19 protein-coding genes and 1 riboswitch are annotated in these 18,805 nt (G+C 43.1%); of the genes, 1 reads left to right on the top strand and 18 read right to left on the bottom strand.

All coding sequences use genetic code 11. From position 1 onward, the window contains the following. Positions 1–15: 15 nt before the first annotated feature. Genes GDZ68_RS14720 through cobJ form a run of 18 tightly spaced genes read right to left on the bottom strand, consistent with a single transcriptional unit; the run spans position 16 to position 17,043 of the window. Complete coding sequence (locus GDZ68_RS14720; RefSeq protein ID WP_153723070.1) at positions 16–1,005, bottom strand: ABC transporter substrate-binding protein; 990 nt, start codon at positions 1,003–1,005, stop codon at positions 16–18. Next, a complete protein-coding gene (locus GDZ68_RS14715) occupies positions 1,002–1,787 on the bottom strand; it encodes an ABC transporter ATP-binding protein (RefSeq protein WP_153723069.1) in 786 nt (261 codons plus the stop codon). The genes GDZ68_RS14720 and GDZ68_RS14715 overlap by 4 nt, the downstream gene beginning before the upstream one ends. 2 nt (positions 1,788–1,789) lie before the next feature. Further along, positions 1,790–2,830, bottom strand: coding sequence for a FecCD family ABC transporter permease (locus GDZ68_RS14710; RefSeq protein ID WP_153723068.1), 1,041 nt, complete (start codon positions 2,828–2,830; stop codon positions 1,790–1,792). Beyond that, positions 2,823–3,662: a methyltransferase domain-containing protein gene (locus GDZ68_RS14705; RefSeq protein ID WP_153723067.1), complete on the bottom strand. Its 840-nt coding sequence runs from the start codon at positions 3,660–3,662 to the stop codon at positions 2,823–2,825. The genes GDZ68_RS14710 and GDZ68_RS14705 overlap by 8 nt, the downstream gene beginning before the upstream one ends. Positions 3,663–3,674: 12 nt before the next feature. Continuing rightward, positions 3,675–5,180, bottom strand: coding sequence for a cobyric acid synthase (locus tag GDZ68_RS14700; protein WP_153723066.1), 1,506 nt, complete (start codon positions 5,178–5,180; stop codon positions 3,675–3,677). Further along, on the bottom strand, positions 5,180–5,719 hold the full coding sequence (locus GDZ68_RS14695; protein WP_153723065.1) for a cob(I)yrinic acid a,c-diamide adenosyltransferase: 540 nt from the start codon (positions 5,717–5,719) through the stop codon (positions 5,180–5,182). Before GDZ68_RS14695 ends, GDZ68_RS14700 begins: the two co-directional genes overlap by 1 nt. Positions 5,720–5,732: 13 nt before the next feature. Then, entirely contained in the window at positions 5,733–6,287 is a 555-nt protein-coding gene (locus GDZ68_RS14690; RefSeq protein ID WP_153723064.1) for a nitroreductase family protein, read from the bottom strand. Continuing rightward, on the bottom strand, positions 6,281–7,042 hold the full coding sequence (gene cobA, locus GDZ68_RS14685) for a uroporphyrinogen-III C-methyltransferase (RefSeq protein WP_153723063.1): 762 nt from the start codon (positions 7,040–7,042) through the stop codon (positions 6,281–6,283). The genes GDZ68_RS14690 and cobA overlap by 7 nt, the downstream gene beginning before the upstream one ends. Further along, the gene (locus GDZ68_RS14680) at positions 7,039–7,668 is read right to left on the bottom strand and encodes a precorrin-2 dehydrogenase/sirohydrochlorin ferrochelatase family protein (protein ID WP_153723062.1); all 630 of its coding nucleotides are present in this window, start codon (positions 7,666–7,668) and stop codon (positions 7,039–7,041) included. The genes cobA and GDZ68_RS14680 overlap by 4 nt, the downstream gene beginning before the upstream one ends. Next, positions 7,665–9,023 carry a cobyrinate a,c-diamide synthase gene (locus tag GDZ68_RS14675; RefSeq protein WP_153723061.1) on the bottom strand — a complete coding sequence of 453 codons (1,359 nt, stop codon included), beginning with the start codon at positions 9,021–9,023 and terminating at the stop codon, positions 7,665–7,667. The genes GDZ68_RS14680 and GDZ68_RS14675 overlap by 4 nt, the downstream gene beginning before the upstream one ends. Next, positions 9,020–10,156, bottom strand: a complete 1,137-nt coding sequence (locus tag GDZ68_RS14670; protein WP_153723060.1) for a cobalt-precorrin 5A hydrolase — start codon at positions 10,154–10,156, stop codon at positions 9,020–9,022. Before GDZ68_RS14670 ends, GDZ68_RS14675 begins: the two co-directional genes overlap by 4 nt. Continuing rightward, positions 10,149–10,931, bottom strand: a complete 783-nt coding sequence (cobM, locus tag GDZ68_RS14665) for a precorrin-4 C(11)-methyltransferase (RefSeq protein WP_153723113.1) — start codon at positions 10,929–10,931, stop codon at positions 10,149–10,151. Before cobM ends, GDZ68_RS14670 begins: the two co-directional genes overlap by 8 nt. Further along, positions 10,931–11,635: a precorrin-2 C(20)-methyltransferase gene (cobI, locus tag GDZ68_RS14660; protein ID WP_153723112.1), complete on the bottom strand. Its 705-nt coding sequence runs from the start codon at positions 11,633–11,635 to the stop codon at positions 10,931–10,933. Before cobI ends, cobM begins: the two co-directional genes overlap by 1 nt. Next, positions 11,635–12,828 carry a precorrin-6y C5,15-methyltransferase (decarboxylating) subunit CbiE gene (gene cbiE, locus GDZ68_RS14655; RefSeq protein ID WP_153723110.1) on the bottom strand — a complete coding sequence of 398 codons (1,194 nt, stop codon included), beginning with the start codon at positions 12,826–12,828 and terminating at the stop codon, positions 11,635–11,637. The genes cobI and cbiE overlap by 1 nt, the downstream gene beginning before the upstream one ends. Continuing rightward, on the bottom strand, positions 12,803–13,897 hold the full coding sequence (locus tag GDZ68_RS14650) for a cobalt-precorrin-5B (C(1))-methyltransferase (RefSeq protein WP_408020123.1): 1,095 nt from the start codon (positions 13,895–13,897) through the stop codon (positions 12,803–12,805). Before GDZ68_RS14650 ends, cbiE begins: the two co-directional genes overlap by 26 nt. Before the next feature lie 16 nt (positions 13,898–13,913). Next, complete coding sequence (locus tag GDZ68_RS14645; protein ID WP_153723111.1) at positions 13,914–14,579, bottom strand: precorrin-8X methylmutase; 666 nt, start codon at positions 14,577–14,579, stop codon at positions 13,914–13,916. Next, positions 14,569–15,351 (bottom strand): precorrin-6A reductase, encoded by a 783-nt coding sequence (gene cobK / locus GDZ68_RS14640; RefSeq protein ID WP_153723059.1) that lies wholly within the window; start codon positions 15,349–15,351, stop codon positions 14,569–14,571. Before cobK ends, GDZ68_RS14645 begins: the two co-directional genes overlap by 11 nt. Before the next feature lie 9 nt (positions 15,352–15,360). Next, on the bottom strand, positions 15,361–17,043 hold the full coding sequence (cobJ, locus tag GDZ68_RS14635; protein ID WP_153723058.1) for a precorrin-3B C(17)-methyltransferase: 1,683 nt from the start codon (positions 17,041–17,043) through the stop codon (positions 15,361–15,363). 328 nt (positions 17,044–17,371) lie between these two features. Continuing rightward, positions 17,372–17,549, bottom strand: a riboswitch (cobalamin riboswitch). A 300-nt stretch (positions 17,550–17,849) separates the two neighbouring features. On the opposite strand from cobJ, the gene GDZ68_RS14630 reads away from it, so the two are divergent. After that, positions 17,850–18,395: a DoxX family protein gene (locus tag GDZ68_RS14630; RefSeq protein ID WP_153723057.1), complete on the top strand. Its 546-nt coding sequence runs from the start codon at positions 17,850–17,852 to the stop codon at positions 18,393–18,395. Positions 18,396–18,805 lie beyond the last annotated feature (410 nt).

The following is an 18,805-nucleotide window of genomic DNA, read 5'->3' as shown; positions in this document are numbered from 1 at the left end:
CCCATTCTCTTAGAGTTAATAGGCTTCCGGATAGAAACCTTTTGCTAAAATTTCGACTGCTTCTGCTACACGAACACCTTCAGAAGCTGCCGACAATGGCAAAGTAACAAATCTCTCATTTTGTACAGCAGGCGTTTGACTAAGTGCTGGGTCTGACTTAAGGAAATCAATTTTCTGCTCTACTGTAGTTGAACCGTAATCAATTACAACGATCATTTCCGGCTGACGGTCAACTGCATCTTCTTTTGAGACGGTAGCCCAGTTTCCTTCCACATCACCAAAAATGTTGTTCCCGCCCGCCATCGTCACAAGTGTATTCATAAAGTTCTGTGTTGCTGTAAACACGTCTGTTTCTCCACTATCGAATACTAAAACATCCACGGGCTCTTTCACTTCTGGTAATTTAGCGGTGATCTCTTCAATCTCTTGATTCATTTGGCTAATTAGTTCTTCACCGCGTTCTTCTACTCTGAAAATCTTTGCGATATTACGAATATCTGCATAGATATCTTCTAATGTAGGTCCAACGTTAGTAGATGACATTTGTAAATAGCTATCAATGTCTAACTCTTTTAATTCTTCTCGCGTCGCAATTCCTTTTTCATTAAAAGCGCTTGACCAGCCGCCATATAGAAAGTCTGCTTCTGCTTCGATCACTTGCTCTTTCGATGGGTATTGTTCAGCTAATACCGGCACTTTCTCATATGCTTCCTGTAACGGTTCGTAAATTTTATCATCTAAGTAAGCGGTACCGACCATTGAATCTTCCAAACCAAGCGCTAGCATGATTTCCGTTACGTGCTGATTTAATGAAATCGCACGTTTGGGTGCTGCATCGTATTCAATTACAAACCCGTCATTATCGATGACAACTTTTTCAGCCTGCTCTGTTTTCCCATTTTTCGAATCGTCTTTTTCTTCTTTGTCCGCATCTTTACCTGAGCATGCCGCTAATAAAAGCACTGCCGTTAAAAACATGAATGCCCAGATTACCCTTTTTTTCATGTGTCCCCACTTCTCCCTATGTTTTCTGTATAAAAAAATAAATGTAATTTTTGTGTAAACGGATTCTTTGAAATACCAGCTTGTACATGAAATACTTGCTCTATGATCTCCATCGTCAGGACCTGCTCAGGAGTTCCTTTCTTATGAAGAGCTCCCTCTTTCATCACAAGCAATTCATCACAATAGCTGGCCGCTAAATTCAAATCATGCAGCGCTGCTATAATCGTAATCGGCAGTTCCTTCACTAAATCCATCAGCTGGAGCTGGTGCTCGATATCCAAATGATTGGTTGGTTCATCTAAAATCAGGATATTGGCCTGCTGTGCGAGTGCACGGGCGAGCATAACCCGCTTCTTTTCACCGCCGGATAATTGACCGAGTGTCCGATCTTTTAAAAACAGTACGTTGGCAAGCTTCATGCTCTCTTCGGCGATTGCAAAATCTTCTTTGTTGTCTTTCGCCAGCCATTGTTTATACGGTGTCCGTCCCATCATCACTAAATCTTTTACGGTAAAGTCAAAGAGTACAGGAGTTTCTTGACTCACCACGGCCATTTCCTGAGCGATCTTTTTTTGCGTCATATAGTCCATGTCTTTCTCATATAACGTCACGACTCCGCTTGTTTGTTTCAAATAGCGATAGATAATTTTTAACATCGTCGATTTCCCGCTGCCATTCGGGCCAATTATTCCAATAAACTTGCCTCGATCCAATGAGAATGAAATATCATGCAATATCTGCTTTTCCGGCACTGAGAATGAAATATCTTTTACTTGTATCATCTTTATTCACCATCCCCAAATGAGTATCGACGGCGTCTAAGCATCCAAATAAAGAAGGGACCTCCGCAAACAGCAGTGATGATCCCGATCGGCATTTCTTCAGGTGCTATTGCAATACGTGCGATCATATCCGCCCAGATTAAAAAAACCGCACCCATTAATGCACTAATTGGTAGCAGCAGCTTGTAGTTTGAACCTACGATCATTCGCACAAGATGCGGGATAATTAACCCGACAAAACCAATGCTTCCGCTGCTTGCAACCACAACACCCGTTAGTAACGAGACAACCAGAATAATAAAAATTCGAAAACGATCTAAGTTGATACCAAGTGTAGTAGCCAGTTCTTCGCCAAGTAGCAGCGCATTAAGCTGACGATAATTCAATAAAAGCAATATTAAAACCAGAAGGAATATAAAAAAAGGTATTCCGATAGTTGACCACTTCGCACCGGCTAAACTGCCAAGCATCCAATGCATAACAGCTTGAATACCGCCTTGCTGTTTTGATGTCATAAGCATGAAATTTGTCATCGCCGAAAACACCATAGATATCGCGATTCCTGCCAAAAGCAGACGAATAACAGATGTCCGTCCATTGACCCGCGCTAATAGGAACACAATCACGACAGCGAAAATGGCCCCTAAAAAGGCTGCAAAGGATAAAGCATAGCTTCCTAAGAAACTAAACGCACCAAGTAATATGACCATTGTTGCGCCAACTGATGCCCCGGAAGATACCCCTAAAATATAGGGATCTGCAATGGGATTCCTTACTAATGCTTGAATCGCTGCACCACTAATCGCCAAACCTGCACCTACAATTGCTGCGAGTATGACCCTAGGCAAACGGATTTCCCATATAATAACGCTTTGTGCTTTTGAAGCCGTAGCCTCTACTGATAGACCGATTTTTGAAAAGAGTACTTCCCAAATAACGCTCGGCGTTATCCCGACAGAGCCTACCATCACCGCAAATGTCATTGAAACAATCAACGCGGCCAGTAACACCCCTACTAATAATGTGAAACGTAACCTAGTCATGTGAATTCGAAGGCTCCCAACTAATTATTGCAGCGTAGAACGGATGACGGTATACATATTGGCCTTCCTCTAGTGTAATAAAAGGTTCAAGTGAAGCTTTTACATGATCGATTTCAAACTGTAGTGATAAGATTTTTTTACTTTGAGCTTCATATAGTTGCTCTAGTGTATCGTAACGATATATACGTTCTAGCTTGATCATTTCACAATCCGCATAAATGTTTAACTGATACAGTATATTGAGAATGGCGATGTAATCACGACGCGGGTATTTAATTTCATAACCGAACTGCTCATCTAAGATTACATAGTGCGGCTGGATTGGACCTGTTGTTAAGCCAATGATCGCACGTTTTTGTGCAAGTTCATCCATCTTTTTCAATGCTGCTTTCATTTCATACATGCGATAAAAACAGTTCACCCCGACAACGACATCATGCGGCTCAATTTGCGCTTCTTCCCATTTACTATAAACAAACTGAACAGCTGCATCGTGCTCATAATATTGTTTCAAATAAGCAAGCACGCTTTCGGAACCATCAACAAGTGTTAAACGATTTACATCTTCACTTATTTGAAATGTATAGTTGCCCCACCCTGGACCGATTTCAATGCAACTTGCGTCTTTAGGAATATGCTGCTTCATTTTTTTATAGATTTTTTTTGCATAATCATCTGTTTGTTTATATGTTTTCTTCTTCATTGACTGCGCCCAAAAAGCTTCTTCCAGCTCATCATCAACCATGCGTTCCGGCATTTCGCCATGCCAGTCCAACATGCCTTCTTTCCAGAACTTTTCGAAGTCGATTTGTAAAGGGGATCCCTTTATCATTGAATCTTCTCCTTAATGCTTTCTGTAATCGTATTGCTGCATGGGTCCATCTATCAATTCATAAATCTTTTCCATATTCAGATGTTTGCGGACATGATGATCCAGCATTTCATATGCTTGCTCACGTCGTTCATAATCTGAGAGTATCTCATCTGAAACCTCTTCCAGGCCTTTTTCTACACGAATCTTATTGAAATAACCACGTGTAAATATTCGATTCTGAAAAACTCCATGTACATATGTACCAATTGTTTGCTCTGTATAGACACCGTCTTGTCTGCCGTCGTGTAGTTGGATAAAGCATTGAACAGGTTGAGTCGGTGTACTGTGCCCCAGACGAATCTCAAAGCCCTTCATTTCTTGACCTGCATAATTTATCCCTTCGACTTGTACGGTTTGCTGTTCATCAATGAAGACCGTTTCTATCGGCAACAAGCCAATCATGGTATACTTCGCGCCATTGTCTCCAACTGCCTGTTTGTCTATAATCGTTTCACCCAGCATTTGATAACCGCCGCAAATTCCGACAATCTTTTTTCCTTTTCGTGATAGCTGTGCAATTTCATGCGCCAAACCTGTTTCTTGCAACCATATATAATCGTTAATCGTATTCTTCGTTCCAGGCAGAATAATGACATCCGGCTGCTTCAAATCTTTTAAGGAAGAAACAAATCGCACACCTACGTCAGGCTCTTCAAATAAAGGGTCAAGATCTGTAAAATTAGAAATCAAAGGAAAACGAATGACCGCCACGTCAATATCAAACTCCTGATGTTGAGGTTTCTTTAAACGCAGGCTTGATAGAGCCATGGAATCCTCTGCTTCAATTTGCACATCAAAATAAGGAATGACGCCAAGTACTTGAATGCCCGTATACTCCTCGAGCCAATCGATACCGCTAACGAGCAATTCCTTCATGCCTCGAAATTTATTAATAATGATCCCTTTGACACGCGCACGCTCTTCATCATCCAGTAGCATTAAGGTGCCGACAAGTGATGCAAAAACTCCTCCACGTTCAATATCTGCAACTAAAATAACGGCTGCATCTGTTTCATGAGCCATGCGCATATTGGCGATATCCCGGCTTTTTAAATTAATTTCAGCCGGGCTTCCTGCCCCTTCCAGTACGAGCACATCATATTGCGCTTCTAAACGTCGCAGCGACTTTCGCACTTCGGGCATTACTTGCTCAACGAAGTTTTCGCGGTACGACACCGCATCCATGTCAGCAAATGGTTTGCCGTGTAAAATCACTTCTGAAACCATATTCCCTGTTGGTTTCAGTAAAATGGGATTCATGTCAGTCGTAGCATCTATTTTTGCAGCTTCTGCTTGAACGCCTTGCGCTCGACCGATTTCTCCGCCCTCTTTCGTGATGTAGGAATTGAGTGCCATATTTTGCGATTTAAATGGTGCAATACTGTATCCGTCGTTCGCTAAGATTCGACAGAGCGCTGTGCATAAGACACTTTTTCCTACATCAGATGCGGTCCCTTGAATCATGATGGCTTTCATTAAAATTCAAGCCCCTTCATCGCCTGGACATCTTGCTCTGTATAATAATGTTTTGTTGCTTCAATTGTGGATACTAAATCGGCTAAAGAGAGGAGGGACGGATGGGCAGAGCGTCCTGTGATGACTAAGTGCATCGTTTTTGGACGGTTCTCAATTGCCTCCAGCACTTCTGCTAAAGGTAATACATCATCGACAGGAAAACGTGTGATGGCTAATGCATTATTCAACTCATCCAAAACTAATACATCTGTCGTTTCATCTTGCAATTCTTCTTTTACAGTTTGCCAAGCCTTTGCAAGTGCTTCCCGATGTTCTTCGGGTGTTTTCGTCCAAGTGAAACCGATACCTAATTGCACGGTTTCAACTCCAAGTTTCCGCAACGCAATTTGCTCACCATATGTACGTTCAGGTGATTTAATAAATTGAAAATATTTCACCTTCATGCCGCGACCGATTGCACGCAAAGTCACACCAAGTGAGGCAGTTGTTTTTCCTTTGCCTTCCCCCGTATACACTAACAACATTCCTTGTCGTGCCATATGCAATTCCCCCTTATAGCCAAGTTGTTTTTTCAGTAAACGATGTACGTTTTTTCATAGAAGCCTTTTCTTCTGCCGGGTACCCGATACACAGCGTGCCAACTAATTGCTCTTTATCTGATGCGCCAATAAATGTATGTAAGGCTGTTTCATGAACTAAACCAACCCCTCGCGTACGCCATACCATGCCTAAATCGAGCTGTTCTGTCATCAGCCACATCGACATGATTGCGCTGCTGACCGCAAAGGTATTATCTTTTGTCGCACCTTCGTCACCATCTACAATCGCTGATGTCACTACAATAACAAGCGGCGTTTTCGTGATTGCTTCCATTGAGCTTTCTACTAAATGTGGCTTTGTCGGGAAGCGTTTCTCTAAATAGTCAAGTGCTACCTGTTCATAACGTTTCAGGCTGTCGCCTTGCAATACATAAAAATGCCACGGCTCGCGCATGCGGTCATTGGGTGCATACGTTGCTGCTTCCAATAACGACTCAATTTTTTCTCGTTCCACTTCACGCGTTTCAAATTGGCGAATCGCGCGACGATTTTTTAAGGCTTCTAACATTTTTTACACTCCTTTTCTTCAAACCAGGAAATTTGCTCTCGTACACTCACCACATCCCCCACTATAATCATGGATGGATTCGAGATATGATGCTGTTTAATTTCCATTGCAATCGTTGCGAGAGTGCCTGTGATCGTACGTTGGTTTTCAGTTGTGCCCCATTCAATAACCGCAACAGGCGTTGTTTCACTTTTTCCATTTTGAATTAAGCTTTTCGTAATATGTTCAATATTGCCGACGCTCATATAAAATGACACGGTATCAATTTGGGCTAATGCTGCCCAATTTAAAAAGTCTTTTCCTTTTTCTGCACGGCCATGACCTGGAACGATTGCAAAGCTTGCAGCATGGTCGCGATGTGTGACCGGGATCCCTGCATAAGCCGGAGCAGCAATACCTGCCGAAATACCGGGAACGATTTCAAATGGGATGCCTGCTTGCCGTAAAACAGCCGCTTCTTCAGCACCGCGTCCGAAGACAAACGGGTCGCCGCCTTTTAAACGAAGCACCTGCTTGCCAAGACTTGCCTGTTCCACTAACACACGATGAATTTCGTCTTGAATCATTCCATGCTTCCCCGGCTCTTTACCGCAGTAGACCAGTTCTGCATGCGCTTTTGCATGTGTTAATAATTCAACATTTACTAGACGGTCATATAAAATCACGTCTGCTTGCTGAATACACTCTAATCCTCTAATCGTCAATAACTTCGGGTCACCAGGACCAGCACCTACAATATATACAAATCCACTCACTGCAGTTCTCCTATCCGTTGTTGCAGCCACTCTTCACACTTCTCAGGTTCACCTTGCTCCATCCACTGCAATAGTTTTGGGTCCAGAAGCTCAGCCAGTACTTGTTTTTTCGTTTCTCCGTTACACACTTGCAAGATTTGCTGACGGGCTTCTTTCAAAAAAGTCACATATGACGCATAATAGTCTCCAAATTGCTCCGACAAATCCGTCTTTACTTTACGTGTTAAACCTGGACTTGCTCCAGATGTTGATACAGTTAAAACAAATTCTCCACGGCGAACGACGGCTGGATTGATGAAATCCACACGTCCTTTTGCATCCGCACGACTGAGTAATTGCCAATGCTGTGTGGCTTCTTCTACTGCATTGTTTACCTCTTCGTCATTTGTCACCGCAAAAACCAATATTGCATCATCCAGGTCGGCTGATTCAAACACTTTATTTTTCCATGATACAAGTCCTTCATTGATATAATTCTGTAATGTCTCCGTCACAGATGGGCTAACTACTGTGACAGACGCTGCAGTTGGAAGTAACGCCTCTACCTTTTGGCGCGCCACATGCCCGCCTCCAACAATAACCACCTTTTTATATTCAATATTCACCATAAGTGGGAAGTAATTCATTGTTCTGCCTCCAAACATGCTCTCAACCAATTTTCCACAAGCCGCGGGTTTGAAGCAAAGTGAAATTGTGTAAAGCCCGCTACAAGATTTTGATGTAAATATCCTTCTTGCTGTGCGCGAAAACGACCTTTACTAAAATAAGCAGGAGTAGTGTGCTCTCCCTCATATTTTGAATAATGAAATTCATGCCCTTTTGCCTGCGTCTCTTCGTCGATCAAGAAATTGCCCGCAACGCCTGTAATTTCCCTATATCCAAGAGCCGCCCGCTTATCTTGCATACGCACACGTCCTGGAATCACTCCAAGCATTGGAAATGATTGCGCCTGACGATCTATTATTTCTTCTGTTAAGTACATATAACCGCCACATTCGGCCACTGTCGGAAGCCCTCGGCTGATCGCGTTTCTAATAGAATCCTTCGTTTTCTCATTTGCCGCTAATTGCTCTGCGAATTCTTCCGGGAAGCCGCCGCCGATATACAGTCCCTGCGCTTCAGCGGGAACTTCTTCATTTTGCAATGGTGAGAAGAAATGTAACGTTGCGCCATGAGCACGCAATAATTCCAAATTCTCTTCATAATAAAAGTTAAAGGCTGCATCCTTGGCTACTGCGATATGAACCTCTTCTTGTTCAGGTTTCCTGTCAAAAATCGATGAAGATACTTCTATTGGTTCTGCTTTAGTGATTTCCATCAGTTGATCAATATCTACAGTTTCTTCAATAGCTGTTGCCAGACTATCAAAATAGGAATCCAAATCACCGCGTTCAATGGCTGGCACTAAACCTAAATGACGGCTTGGCATTGAAGGTATAGCATCTTTCAATAAATAGCCGATCACTGGAATTCCACATTCATTTTCAATGGCTGTTTTGACAATTTCAAAATGGTTTTTACTTCCCAGCTGATTTGCTATGACGCCAACAATAGTGGAGTTTTCGTCCAATAGTTGAAAGCCCTTGACGATCGCTGCCACGCTTCTCGCCATGCTGGCTGCATTGACAATTAAAATGACAGGACTTTTTGTAATCTCACTAATATCGGCAGCCGATCCTTCATTTGATAAAGGGGATTTACCATCGTAAAAACCCATCACACCTTCAATGATCGCTACGTCTGTATCTTGACTGGCTCTTGCAACAATGGCACGAATGACATTACGCTCCATCATGAAACTATCAATGTTACGGGAAGGGCGTTTGGTGACAGCTGTATGGTACGTCGGGTCAATATAATCAGGACCGCATTTAAAACCTTGTACAGTTAAACCGCGCTTCATCAGTGCACGCATGATCCCAATCGTAAACGTCGTTTTTCCGACTCCGCTTCCTGTACCCGCTAGCACAAATCGATTCATTGACCTCGCTCCTCAAAATTAACGCGCGCAATGGAGACCGTCACATTGCCACTTTTCTTTTTCTCCAATACCCATTCTTCCGCATCTGCATAGCGTAATGCTGCCGGTTCACTCACACCATACGCACCTGTATACTTAAATACTGTTTCTGATGGGTTACGCAGCGGCATTTCATTGAGCTGTTCAGGTGTGTACGTAATAAATGGCCAATTATGTTTGGCAGTCAATGCAAGCAGCCCTTCCTCATCTTTCTTTAGATCAATGGTCGCTACTGCCTTCACGCTTTTCTTACTCAATCGCAGCTCCGCTAAGGTTTCGTCTATGACTTGCTCGATTTCTTCGAGTGTTGTCCCGCGATTGCAGCCAATGCCGAGCACGATGGATTTAGGACGATAGATGACTCCATTTTCAAGCAGCACTTCTTCATCCGAATCGATTAAACGATCTGTGATCAGCAAAGTTGCATGTGGTTCAGCCTGAATTGCTTCTGTTATCGATGGGTAGATTTTCAAGTTTTCCGGCATGGGACGATCGTGCATCCACCAATTTTTCTCTCCTGTTTCCTGCACGATGGCGACATGCTCTTCATTGACGACCGATGCGCTGACCGGAAGCAGTTTATCTGCGTTATCCCATATCCAGCCAAATTTAGCTCCAAATAAATCTACAGGAATTGTTTTTTGCACATCAGAAGCTGTTGTCACTACAGGTGTTGCGCCAATTGCTTCCGCAAATTCGTATGTTAATTCATTGGCCCCGCCGATATGGCCGGACAGCACACTGATAACATATTCACCTTTATCATCCACAACCAGTACCGCGGGATCTGTCATTTTATCCACCATGATCGGAGCAATCATCCGAACAACCGCGCCGAGCGAAATGACACAAATGACTCCTTTATATTGTTGAAACAAAGCAGGCAATAGTAAGCGTACCGTGCCGTCAAATAATTGAATTTGACGGGCTTCTTCATCTCCTCTGGCGAATTTCTTCATATAATACAGATCGGCATACGGGAATTTCTCCATATAGCCTCTTGCATTAGCAACGCCGTGTTTCGTAATGGCAACGAGAGCATAAGGCTTACGTTTATCAACGACAGGAATTTCACCTTCGCGTAAATTAATCATCCGCCTTCACGCCTTTTCGGAAACCATGAGTAAATGTTTTGTCATACAGCTTGGAGCGATACTCTTTTTCATGGATAGTCGGATCCAATGCCCAGCCTGCCAAAATCATCGCATGCTTACGGATCCCATTGACACGCATTGCTTCATCCAATTCAATCAATGTGGTCTGGACAATTTTTTCATCCGGCCATGTAGCACGCTGTACGACCGCCACTGGCGTATCATCTGCCCACCCTGCCGCTTGCAATTCTTTTACTATTTTCTTTGTTAAAGTTGCACTTAAAAACATAGCAATCGTGCAGTGGTGACTTGCGAGCGCCTGCAGCTTTTCGCGCTCTGGCACAGGCGTGCGTCCTTCAGCTCTAGTTAAAATAAGTGTTTGTGTTAAATCAGGGACCGTCAGCTCTGCACCGACTGCTGCTGCAGCTGCAAAAACGGAACTGACACCAGGCACGACTTCATAACCAATATCATGTTGCTTCAGTAACGCCACTTGTTCCATTGTTGCTCCATACATTGCTGGATCCCCTGTATGTAATCGTACAACCGTTTTTCCCGCATTGACCCGTTCCACGATACAATCTACCATTTCCTGCAGATGCATACCTGCCGTACGAATCACTTCTGCCGATTCCTTCGCTTCCTCCACTAACGTTTCGCTCACGAGTGAATCTGTATACATGACGACATCAGCTTGTTGTAATAGCTTCAAACCCTTTACCGTAATTAAATCGGGATCTCCTGGACCTGCACCGATAATCCAAATTTTCTTCATCATTTGCGCACCACCATACATGACAAGTAATTTAAATCTGCGCCCCGAAGTTCATCCGTCTTCCAAATCACTTCTTCGTCAGATGTAACTTTTGTAACCACATGTGTTTTCTCCAGCAAATTCATTTCTTCCAATAAATCGAGCATCTCATCTAGAACTTTGGATACTTTGATAAAGACGATCGCATCGTGACTGTCAATCACTTTGCGCATTTCCTCCATATCCTCTGTAGCAGGAATCATCGCGACATGGTCGTCTCCTTCGGCCAATGGAATCCCTAAACGATTTGCAGACCCATTGAACGACGAAATGCCAGCAACCGTTTCAATCGGGACCTCTGGGTGCTTCGATTTCATTAATCCCATTAAGTGAATAAATGTGCTGAAGAGCATCGGATCTCCTTCGGTCACAAATGCAACATCTTTTCCTTGTGCTAAATAGCCGTAGATCTCTTCTGCTGACTTTTCCCATGCAGCACGCAATACTTCTTCATCTTTGGTCATTGGAAACACCAATCCGAGCATTTCTTTTTCAGCTGGGTTAATATACACATCCACGATACGATGGGCATACGATTTGCTGCCTCTTAATTTTTTCGGATACGCAATGACCGGGCATTCTTGTAATTTACGAAATGCCTTTACAGTAATTAATTCCGGATCCCCTGGTCCAACGCCTAATCCATATAATTTTCCTATTGTCATCATTCTTGTCCTTTCTGTGCTGTCACTATGTAGATAGGATTTAACGGTTCAAAACGCGTTAAATGTAAAATTGGTTTACTCTTTGAGAGCTGTGCCTGCAATATGGATACTTCACAGCCTAACGTTTTTAAATGGCTCATCGCTTCTGCCAGATTCTCTATCGTGGCGATATTCATGACTAGCCGGCCATTTGGCTGTAAGCGAGAAATACAGGTTTGCAGTAAACGCTCCATATTCCCTCCGTTACCGCCAATAAAAATAGCATGTGGGTCCGGGAATTCCTCAAGACGGTCAGGGGCTTTCCCCAACACTGCGACAAAGTCTGTCCGATGTTTCAATTGATTTTCCAAGCAGTTTTCAAGATCGCCTTCGTTCTTCTCGATGGCATACACTGCCCCTTCACGCGCGATCTTGGCTGCTTCAATCGCAACCGAGCCCGTGCAAGTTCCAATGTCCCACACAATGCTGTTTTCTTTAAGCTTTAGCTCTTGCAAGCAAAGAGTCCGAATTTCTCTTTTTGTAATGAGCCCTTTATCTGGTTTTCGCTGAAGAAAAGCATCATCCGGAATACCAAGAGAGGCACGTTCAATCGCGATGCGTTGCTTTAAAATCACCACATTCAAAGTTGAGAATGAGGTTTGTTCCATTTCGTCTAACGACAGAAAGCGGCAGCGTTCATTTTCGCCTTCCAAATTTTCAGCGACAAAGGCATCGTATTCTGTCATATTGAAGCTTTTTAAATACGCTGCGATGGCTTGCGGTGAGTTCGTTTCATCTGTTAATACAGCTATTTTTTTACGCCCATCTATTTTCTGTGCAAAACCTTTTATAGAACGCCCGTGTAGGCTGACAATATATGCATCTTGCCAACTTTCCTGCATCTTTGAAAAGGCCAGCTGAATTGAACTGGTGTATGGATAGATCTCCAGCGGCAGCTTTTTCGCAAGCACACCTCCGAGTCCATAAAACAACGGATCGCCAGACACTAAAATTACGACATTGCGTGTTTCCTCTTGTAATTCCGCTGTTAATGCAGACAATCCACCCTTAATTACTTTCTTCTCTTTTTCAAATGAAGGTAAGAATTGCAGATGGCGCTCCCCGCCTACAAGAACATCACATTCATTGATCCACTCTATATATTGAGGAAGCAATCCTGCCGCGCCATTATCCCCTATACCAATCATTTTCATCCAATTTGTCAATATTCTCAGCCTTTCCTAAACAGTCTCCATTCATGGCATACAATGATGTCGACACTTCGATTTCGGCTTTCATGTGATTCAGTGCATAGTAGCAGCAATTTTTACTGAGCGCTTCAAAGTATGCATCATTTCCTTGAAGTATCTCACCGACTTGTGAAGCTGTGTTCGCTTGTAAAATCTCTTGTTGCACCGCTTCGTCAACGCCTACTCTATCTGCCATTTCCGCTAAAAACTCAAAACTGATCGGCGCGCTTTTTGAATGAACCATCATGACGCCGCGTGCCAGCTTCGAAAACTTCCCCATCATTCCTACCATAGAGACCTTTGGGATTTGCTTGCGTGCAATGTGTTTAAGAGTAAATCCGATAAAATCGCCCATTTCTATAAATGCCTCTTCCGGCAAGTGCGGATATTGCTTTAAAGCAAACTTCTCACTGCGCCCGCCCGTTGTGATAACTAAATGATCACATCCCGCTTCTTTTGCTACACTGATCGCTTGCTCAATACTTGCCATATATGCAGAGCTTGAGAAGGGCACTACAGTTCCGCGAGTACCTAAGATTGAAATGCCTCCAATGATGCCAAGTCGGCCATTCAACGTTTTCTTGGCAATTTCTTCTCCATCGGGCACGGAAATAATTACGTCAATTCCGCGAGTTAATTGATACTGTTCAAGTCCTTCTTGTGCCACACCCATGATCATTTTATAAGGCACCGGGTTAATGGCTGCCCGACCAACAGGAACAGGCAGCCCCGCTTTTGTTACCCGGCCTACTCCAACCCCGCCATCCAAATGAATGCCTTCTTCATTCGAATAGTAAACGGTACTTTGAATCCGCGCTTTGTGTGTAGCATCGGGGTCATCTCCGGCATCTTTGATCGTTTCACACATGACTCCGCCATCCACTAGTTCGAATGACGTTACTTTAAAGGTAGCGTACTTGCCGACCGGCAAATAAATGGTGACTTCTTCCGGCACTGTTCCCGTCACCAGTCCTTGCAATGCCGCCTTTGTCATAGCTGTGGCGCAAGAGCCTGTTGTATAGCCATGACGCATTTGTGAGGGATCTTTTTTAGTTCGTTTGCTTGGCTCGCTCATCTGCCATAATCGAGATGGCATTCAGCGCAGCTACGGTTACTGTACTGCCACCCTTTCTCCCTACATTAGTAATAAACGGAATTCCTTCAAGAATTGCTAGTTCTTCTTTAGATTCTGCTGCCGAAACAAAACCAACCGGCATTCCGATAATCAAGTCTGGTTTGGCGACGCCATCTTTAATTAAACGAATTAACTCCAGCAACGCAGTCGGTGCATTACCGATAGCATAAATCCCGCCTTCATGTAAACGTGTTGCTTTTTGCATCGAAATAATTGCGCGTGTCGTCCCTTGAGCTTTCGCTTCTTTTGCGACATCCTCATCTGCGATATAACAATGTAAGTCGCTGTTATGCTTTTGAAAACGTTTACGACCCGATCCACTCTCAATCATTTGCACATCCACCACAACATGACGGCCTGCCAAAATCGACTCTATTCCGGCTTCCAGTGCATCAGGCGTGAAAATCATACTGCGTCCCAACTCAAAATCCGCTGACGCATGGATTACGCGGCGAACAACCATCCATTGCTCATCTGTAAATGGATGCTCCCCCATCTCTTCTTTAATGATGCCGAAACTGTGATCGTAAATTTTATCTGGATCTACAGTAAGCGGTGTGAATTTTGTATTAAAGTTCATGTTTGGATTTTTCAAGAATAAAACCTCCTAATAGTTGAGTAACTTTTTCAAACGAAGTACAAAAGTTTACATATCGAAGCTTTGGCCGCTTAATTAAAATAACGGGAATTTCCAAGTCCAGAGCAGCTGTGATCTTTTCATCCACAGACCCTACTTTGCCGCTTTCCTTGGTAATCATTAATGTCACGTCATACTGCTCACATAAAGATTTATTCAGCGACTCAGAAAACGGACCTTGTATGGCAATAATGTCTTTTTGTTTAATCCCTAACTTATCGCATTTTTCCATATTCCCTATATTCGGCAGCATTCTGCAAATCAGCCGGATTTCGTCTCGTAATAAGTATTCAGCAAATACTTCCAGCGTCTTGCTGCCTGTTGTCAACATGATTGTTCCTTTATGCGACTGGGCTAGTTTGGCAGCGTCTTCATACGTCTCCACCTCTGTGATCAGCGGTGATACAAACTCTTCCTTTGGCCGCTCATAGCGAATATATGGGATACCGCATGCTTTCGCCGCTTCCATTGCAGTTTTCGATGCCTCTTCTGCATAAGGATGACTTGCATCGACTACACAAGTCATCTCATGTTTCTGGATGACCGCTATCATGTCATCAAGTGATAATCTGCCCACCAGATACGGGATATCATTTGCTTTTAGACTCTCGGCTGCAGATTCAGTGACTACTGTAGCTATTAAAGAATAGTCCAGATCCTGCAAATGAATGGCCAAAGCTCTAGCATCGCTAGTGCCTGCTAAAAATAAAATCATAGTTTCCTCCTAATCCCCACAAGGTGCCGGCTCTACTTCAATTTTGCAGCTCATGTCATGATAATCGTAATTCAGCACTTTTTTGACACGCTTGAAATATTTGAAGAAACGCTCGTTGGGATGTGCATTCTGTTCATATTCTTCAATAATCTTCGTCACCAGCGGGATTAAGTCATCCGGTTCAATTCCTTCCACTATCGGCTGAGCAGCATGAGCCGTACGGCCAACGGGCTTCGCGCCGATGAACAGATCGAATTTTTTCTTCCGGTAGACGATTCCAATATCATCAAAAACAGGACGATAGCATGCCATTCCACAACCATTGAAACCAACATGCAGCTGCTTCGGAAGCTTCATTCCTGCAAATTTCGCTGCGATTTCTTCCGCATATGGAATAGAGTCTGCCTTTTCCCCGTAACAGAAATCACAGGCTTTCACTTTTAAGACTTCTCCTGCTGGCAAGACCGTCAAATGAATCTGCTCCAGCTGCTCAACAATCGCTCCCGGATTATCTGTCGTAACCTTTACTAGAAATTGATGGTCAGGAGTATATTCTAATGTGCCTTTTTCACCAACGACTTCTGCCAATACACGCATTTGCTCCGCTGTGATCATTTTATTGGCAACGCCAGGTGAAACAGCAAATTCAAATATATCTTCGATCGGCTGACGTACCAGGAAAGGATTTTCCACTTCCTCTTTCGTTACCATAGACAAAGCCTTTAAAGCCATATCCAATGACTGGACTTTTTGTTCTTGCTCTTTCTCCTGCTGTGGCACATATGCCTGCTTTGGCGCGGGTGCCTGCTCTGGTGCTTTACTTACGATTTGCTCATGCCCTGACTGAGCCTCTCCCGTTTCCTGATCAAGCGCCCACGGTTCCGCTTCTTTCTTCAAACGCTGATGCGGTTTTAAACTTTGCTTTCCTTCACCCAGCGTATATTTTCGTTGATAGCCCCGCGGGGTAATGATTTTATTATCATAGAAGAATGTAGAGGAATTCCCGATCACGACGGTCGTCAGCATTCCGATATCATATTCCAGCATCTCCGCCAATGTGGTCAGGACAATATTTTGATTTTCGCGATACGCACTTTTCACTAGTCCAACCGGTGTATTGGGAGAGCGATATTTCAATAAAATCCTCTGTGCTTCAACAATTTGACGTGTCCGGCGTCCACTTTTCGGATTATATAGAGCGACTACAAAATCCGCCATACCCGCTGCCTCGATACGCTTTTCAATAACAGTCCATGGCGTCAGATGGTCACTTAAACTGATCGTACAGGCGTCATGCATGACAGGGGCACCCAGTAAACTCGCACATGAGTTAATTGCTGAAATACCCGGGACGATCTCTACCGAAATTCCTTCTTCTTCCGTCCAACCTTGTTCAATCAGCACTTCATATACTAATCCGGCCATACCATAGGCACCTGAATCTCCACTTGAGATGACTGAGACAATACCGCCTGCCTCCGCTTTCTTCACAGCATCTTGCGCACGTGACACTTCTTCCGTCATGCCTGTACTGACAATGGATTTTGCTGTAACCAAATGTTTAATTAACTCTACGTAAGTTTTGTAGCCAATAATATAAGTACTTTCCTGCAATGCCTCTAATGCTCGTCCTGTAATATGTTCAGTTGCTCCAGGGCCGAACCCAACAACGAAAATTTTTCCCTTTTTCATGGTTTACCTCCAAATCAATTATGTCTCGGTGAAATTCCTTCTTGTCTTTGAACTGAGAAAAATCAATTCATTCCTTTTACCATCAGTTACATCTACCGGAGACATTATCTTTGTTCAGCGGGCTTTTGAATACACGCTGAGCAGGATATAAAATTGCATTTACCTTACCACCTAAAAGTGGGAGTTTTCTTCTACTGAATAAAAATGAAAAAATGCCTACACTCCTTTTCAAAGGAATGTAGGCATGTGAAAGTATAATGTGAAAAATCATACTGAAACATAGAACAATTAATGTTATTGTCCCGCCTATACTTCTCCCTCCGAAAAGTAAGTGTCGTTTAAATAAGCAGGTTTCCTGACTTAAGCTTCATTTTACTCTTACACCTTCCCGATTTCTCAGTGGTATTGTAATTTCATCAGCTTTTACAGTAGCGGGGGCTGTACCAGACTTTCACTAGTTTCCCTTTCAACTCACAAATGTGAGCACTCATTTAAATAATTTATTTAATTTTCATAAATATAACATACAATCTACTAGTCTACAACCAACCATCTTGTCTCATGTGGAGTTTCTTTCATTAAATAGGATTGCAATGCTTAGGATACTTATGATTAATGATAAGTGCAAACATGCCAGCAGAGCAGAGATACACACAGTTTCCTTTTTCACTTATTGGAATATAGGTAACAAGTCAAGCATATTTATACAATTCGCAAACTGTTCACTTATATACTTTACAAGGTTGTGAACTCTCCATATAGGCATTAAGCTATGGGTTAAAATATTCAGGGGGAGGTCATTAATTATGAAGGAAAACAAAGCAATTGTAATACAAGAAAACCCTATTTCACAGTTTTTATTCAACGATTCTCGCTCTGGACTTATTTGGTTGGTTATTCGGGTGTATGTAGGGTTTTCCTGGCTGAAAGCGGGTTGGGGGAAAGCCACAAGCGATGCCTGGACTGGAGAAAATGCCGGTGCCGCTGTTAGTGGATTCGTCAGCGGGGCTCTTGAAAAGTCGACAGAAGGCGGAGATGTCACCGGCTGGTATGCGTCTTTCCTGGAAAACATCGTCTTGCCGAATGCCAAGGTATTTGGCTTCTTAGTCGCGTATGGAGAAATCCTCGTTGCTCTCGGTTTAATCTTTGGACTATTAACAGGGATTGCCGCTTTCTTTGGCGCGTTCATGAATGTCAGTTTTCTTTTTGCAGGCACGCTGAGCATAAATCCCGTGTTGTTCATTCTCTCCACTTGGCTTGTGCTGGCATGGAAAGTCGCAGGCTGGTACGGTCTTGATCGCTGGGCATTGCCTATGCTTGGTACGCCTTGGATGAAGAAAGATCATACTTGAAGGAAGGTCTGGCAACCGCACTATGGCGATTGCCAGATCTTTTTGATCCAGTGAATACACCTTTTAGATCGCTCTACCTTTCGAATAAGGAATTTAAGAATCTAAATAACCCCTTCCCGAAAAAACGGGAAGAGGCCATAAAACTTAATATGTTATAGATATTAACTTTTTGAGAAATATGCTTATAAATTTTAAGTATATCTAATCCATTGAAGACCATTTATATCAATAACTCATTCGGAAATAAATGGATAAAACTATATGAAAAAGTATTGAAAATGATTATAGTTGAACCAATTTGAACAAATAGATGTAGTTGAATACAATACTAACCCCTGATTATTCACGAACCAATATAAAATCCCACTCAAAAGCATCCATATCGGCTTTTGAGTGGGATTCTTTTGTTC

The sequence above is a fragment of the Sporosarcina cascadiensis genome, assembly GCF_009650995.1.
Classification (GTDB): domain Bacteria; phylum Bacillota; class Bacilli; order Bacillales_A; family Planococcaceae; genus Sporosarcina; species Sporosarcina cascadiensis.
This window is presented reverse-complemented; position numbering and strand designations above follow the sequence as displayed.

Coding starts and splice junctions, on each gene's coding strand:
- GDZ68_RS14720 (WP_153723070.1), bottom strand. CDS start 1,005: ATGAAAAAAAGGGTAATCTGGGCATTCATGTTTTTAACGGCAGTGCTT.
- GDZ68_RS14630 (WP_153723057.1), top strand. CDS start 17,850: ATGAAGGAAAACAAAGCAATTGTAATACAAGAAAACCCTATTTCACAG.
- cbiE (WP_153723110.1), bottom strand. CDS start 12,828: ATGAAAATGATTGGTATAGGGGATAATGGCGCGGCAGGATTGCTTCCT.
- cobI (WP_153723112.1), bottom strand. CDS start 11,635: ATGACAATAGGAAAATTATATGGATTAGGCGTTGGACCAGGGGATCCG.
- GDZ68_RS14690 (WP_153723064.1), bottom strand. CDS start 6,287: ATGTTAGAAGCCTTAAAAAATCGTCGCGCGATTCGCCAATTTGAAACG.
- GDZ68_RS14695 (WP_153723065.1), bottom strand. CDS start 5,719: ATGGCACGACAAGGAATGTTGTTAGTGTATACGGGGGAAGGCAAAGGA.
- GDZ68_RS14700 (WP_153723066.1), bottom strand. CDS start 5,180: ATGAAAGCCATCATGATTCAAGGGACCGCATCTGATGTAGGAAAAAGT.
- GDZ68_RS14675 (WP_153723061.1), bottom strand. CDS start 9,023: ATGAATCGATTTGTGCTAGCGGGTACAGGAAGCGGAGTCGGAAAAACG.
- cobK (WP_153723059.1), bottom strand. CDS start 15,351: ATGATTTTATTTTTAGCAGGCACTAGCGATGCTAGAGCTTTGGCCATT.
- GDZ68_RS14650 (WP_408020123.1), bottom strand. CDS start 13,897: ATGCGTCATGGCTATACAACAGGCTCTTGCGCCACAGCTATGACAAAG.
- GDZ68_RS14645 (WP_153723111.1), bottom strand. CDS start 14,579: ATGAACTTTAATACAAAATTCACACCGCTTACTGTAGATCCAGATAAA.
- GDZ68_RS14715 (WP_153723069.1), bottom strand. CDS start 1,787: ATGATACAAGTAAAAGATATTTCATTCTCAGTGCCGGAAAAGCAGATA.
- GDZ68_RS14710 (WP_153723068.1), bottom strand. CDS start 2,830: ATGACTAGGTTACGTTTCACATTATTAGTAGGGGTGTTACTGGCCGCG.
- GDZ68_RS14670 (WP_153723060.1), bottom strand. CDS start 10,156: ATGATTAATTTACGCGAAGGTGAAATTCCTGTCGTTGATAAACGTAAG.
- GDZ68_RS14705 (WP_153723067.1), bottom strand. CDS start 3,662: ATGATAAAGGGATCCCCTTTACAAATCGACTTCGAAAAGTTCTGGAAA.
- cobJ (WP_153723058.1), bottom strand. CDS start 17,043: ATGAAAAAGGGAAAAATTTTCGTTGTTGGGTTCGGCCCTGGAGCAACT.
- GDZ68_RS14680 (WP_153723062.1), bottom strand. CDS start 7,668: ATGAATTACTTCCCACTTATGGTGAATATTGAATATAAAAAGGTGGTT.
- cobM (WP_153723113.1), bottom strand. CDS start 10,931: ATGAAGAAAATTTGGATTATCGGTGCAGGTCCAGGAGATCCCGATTTA.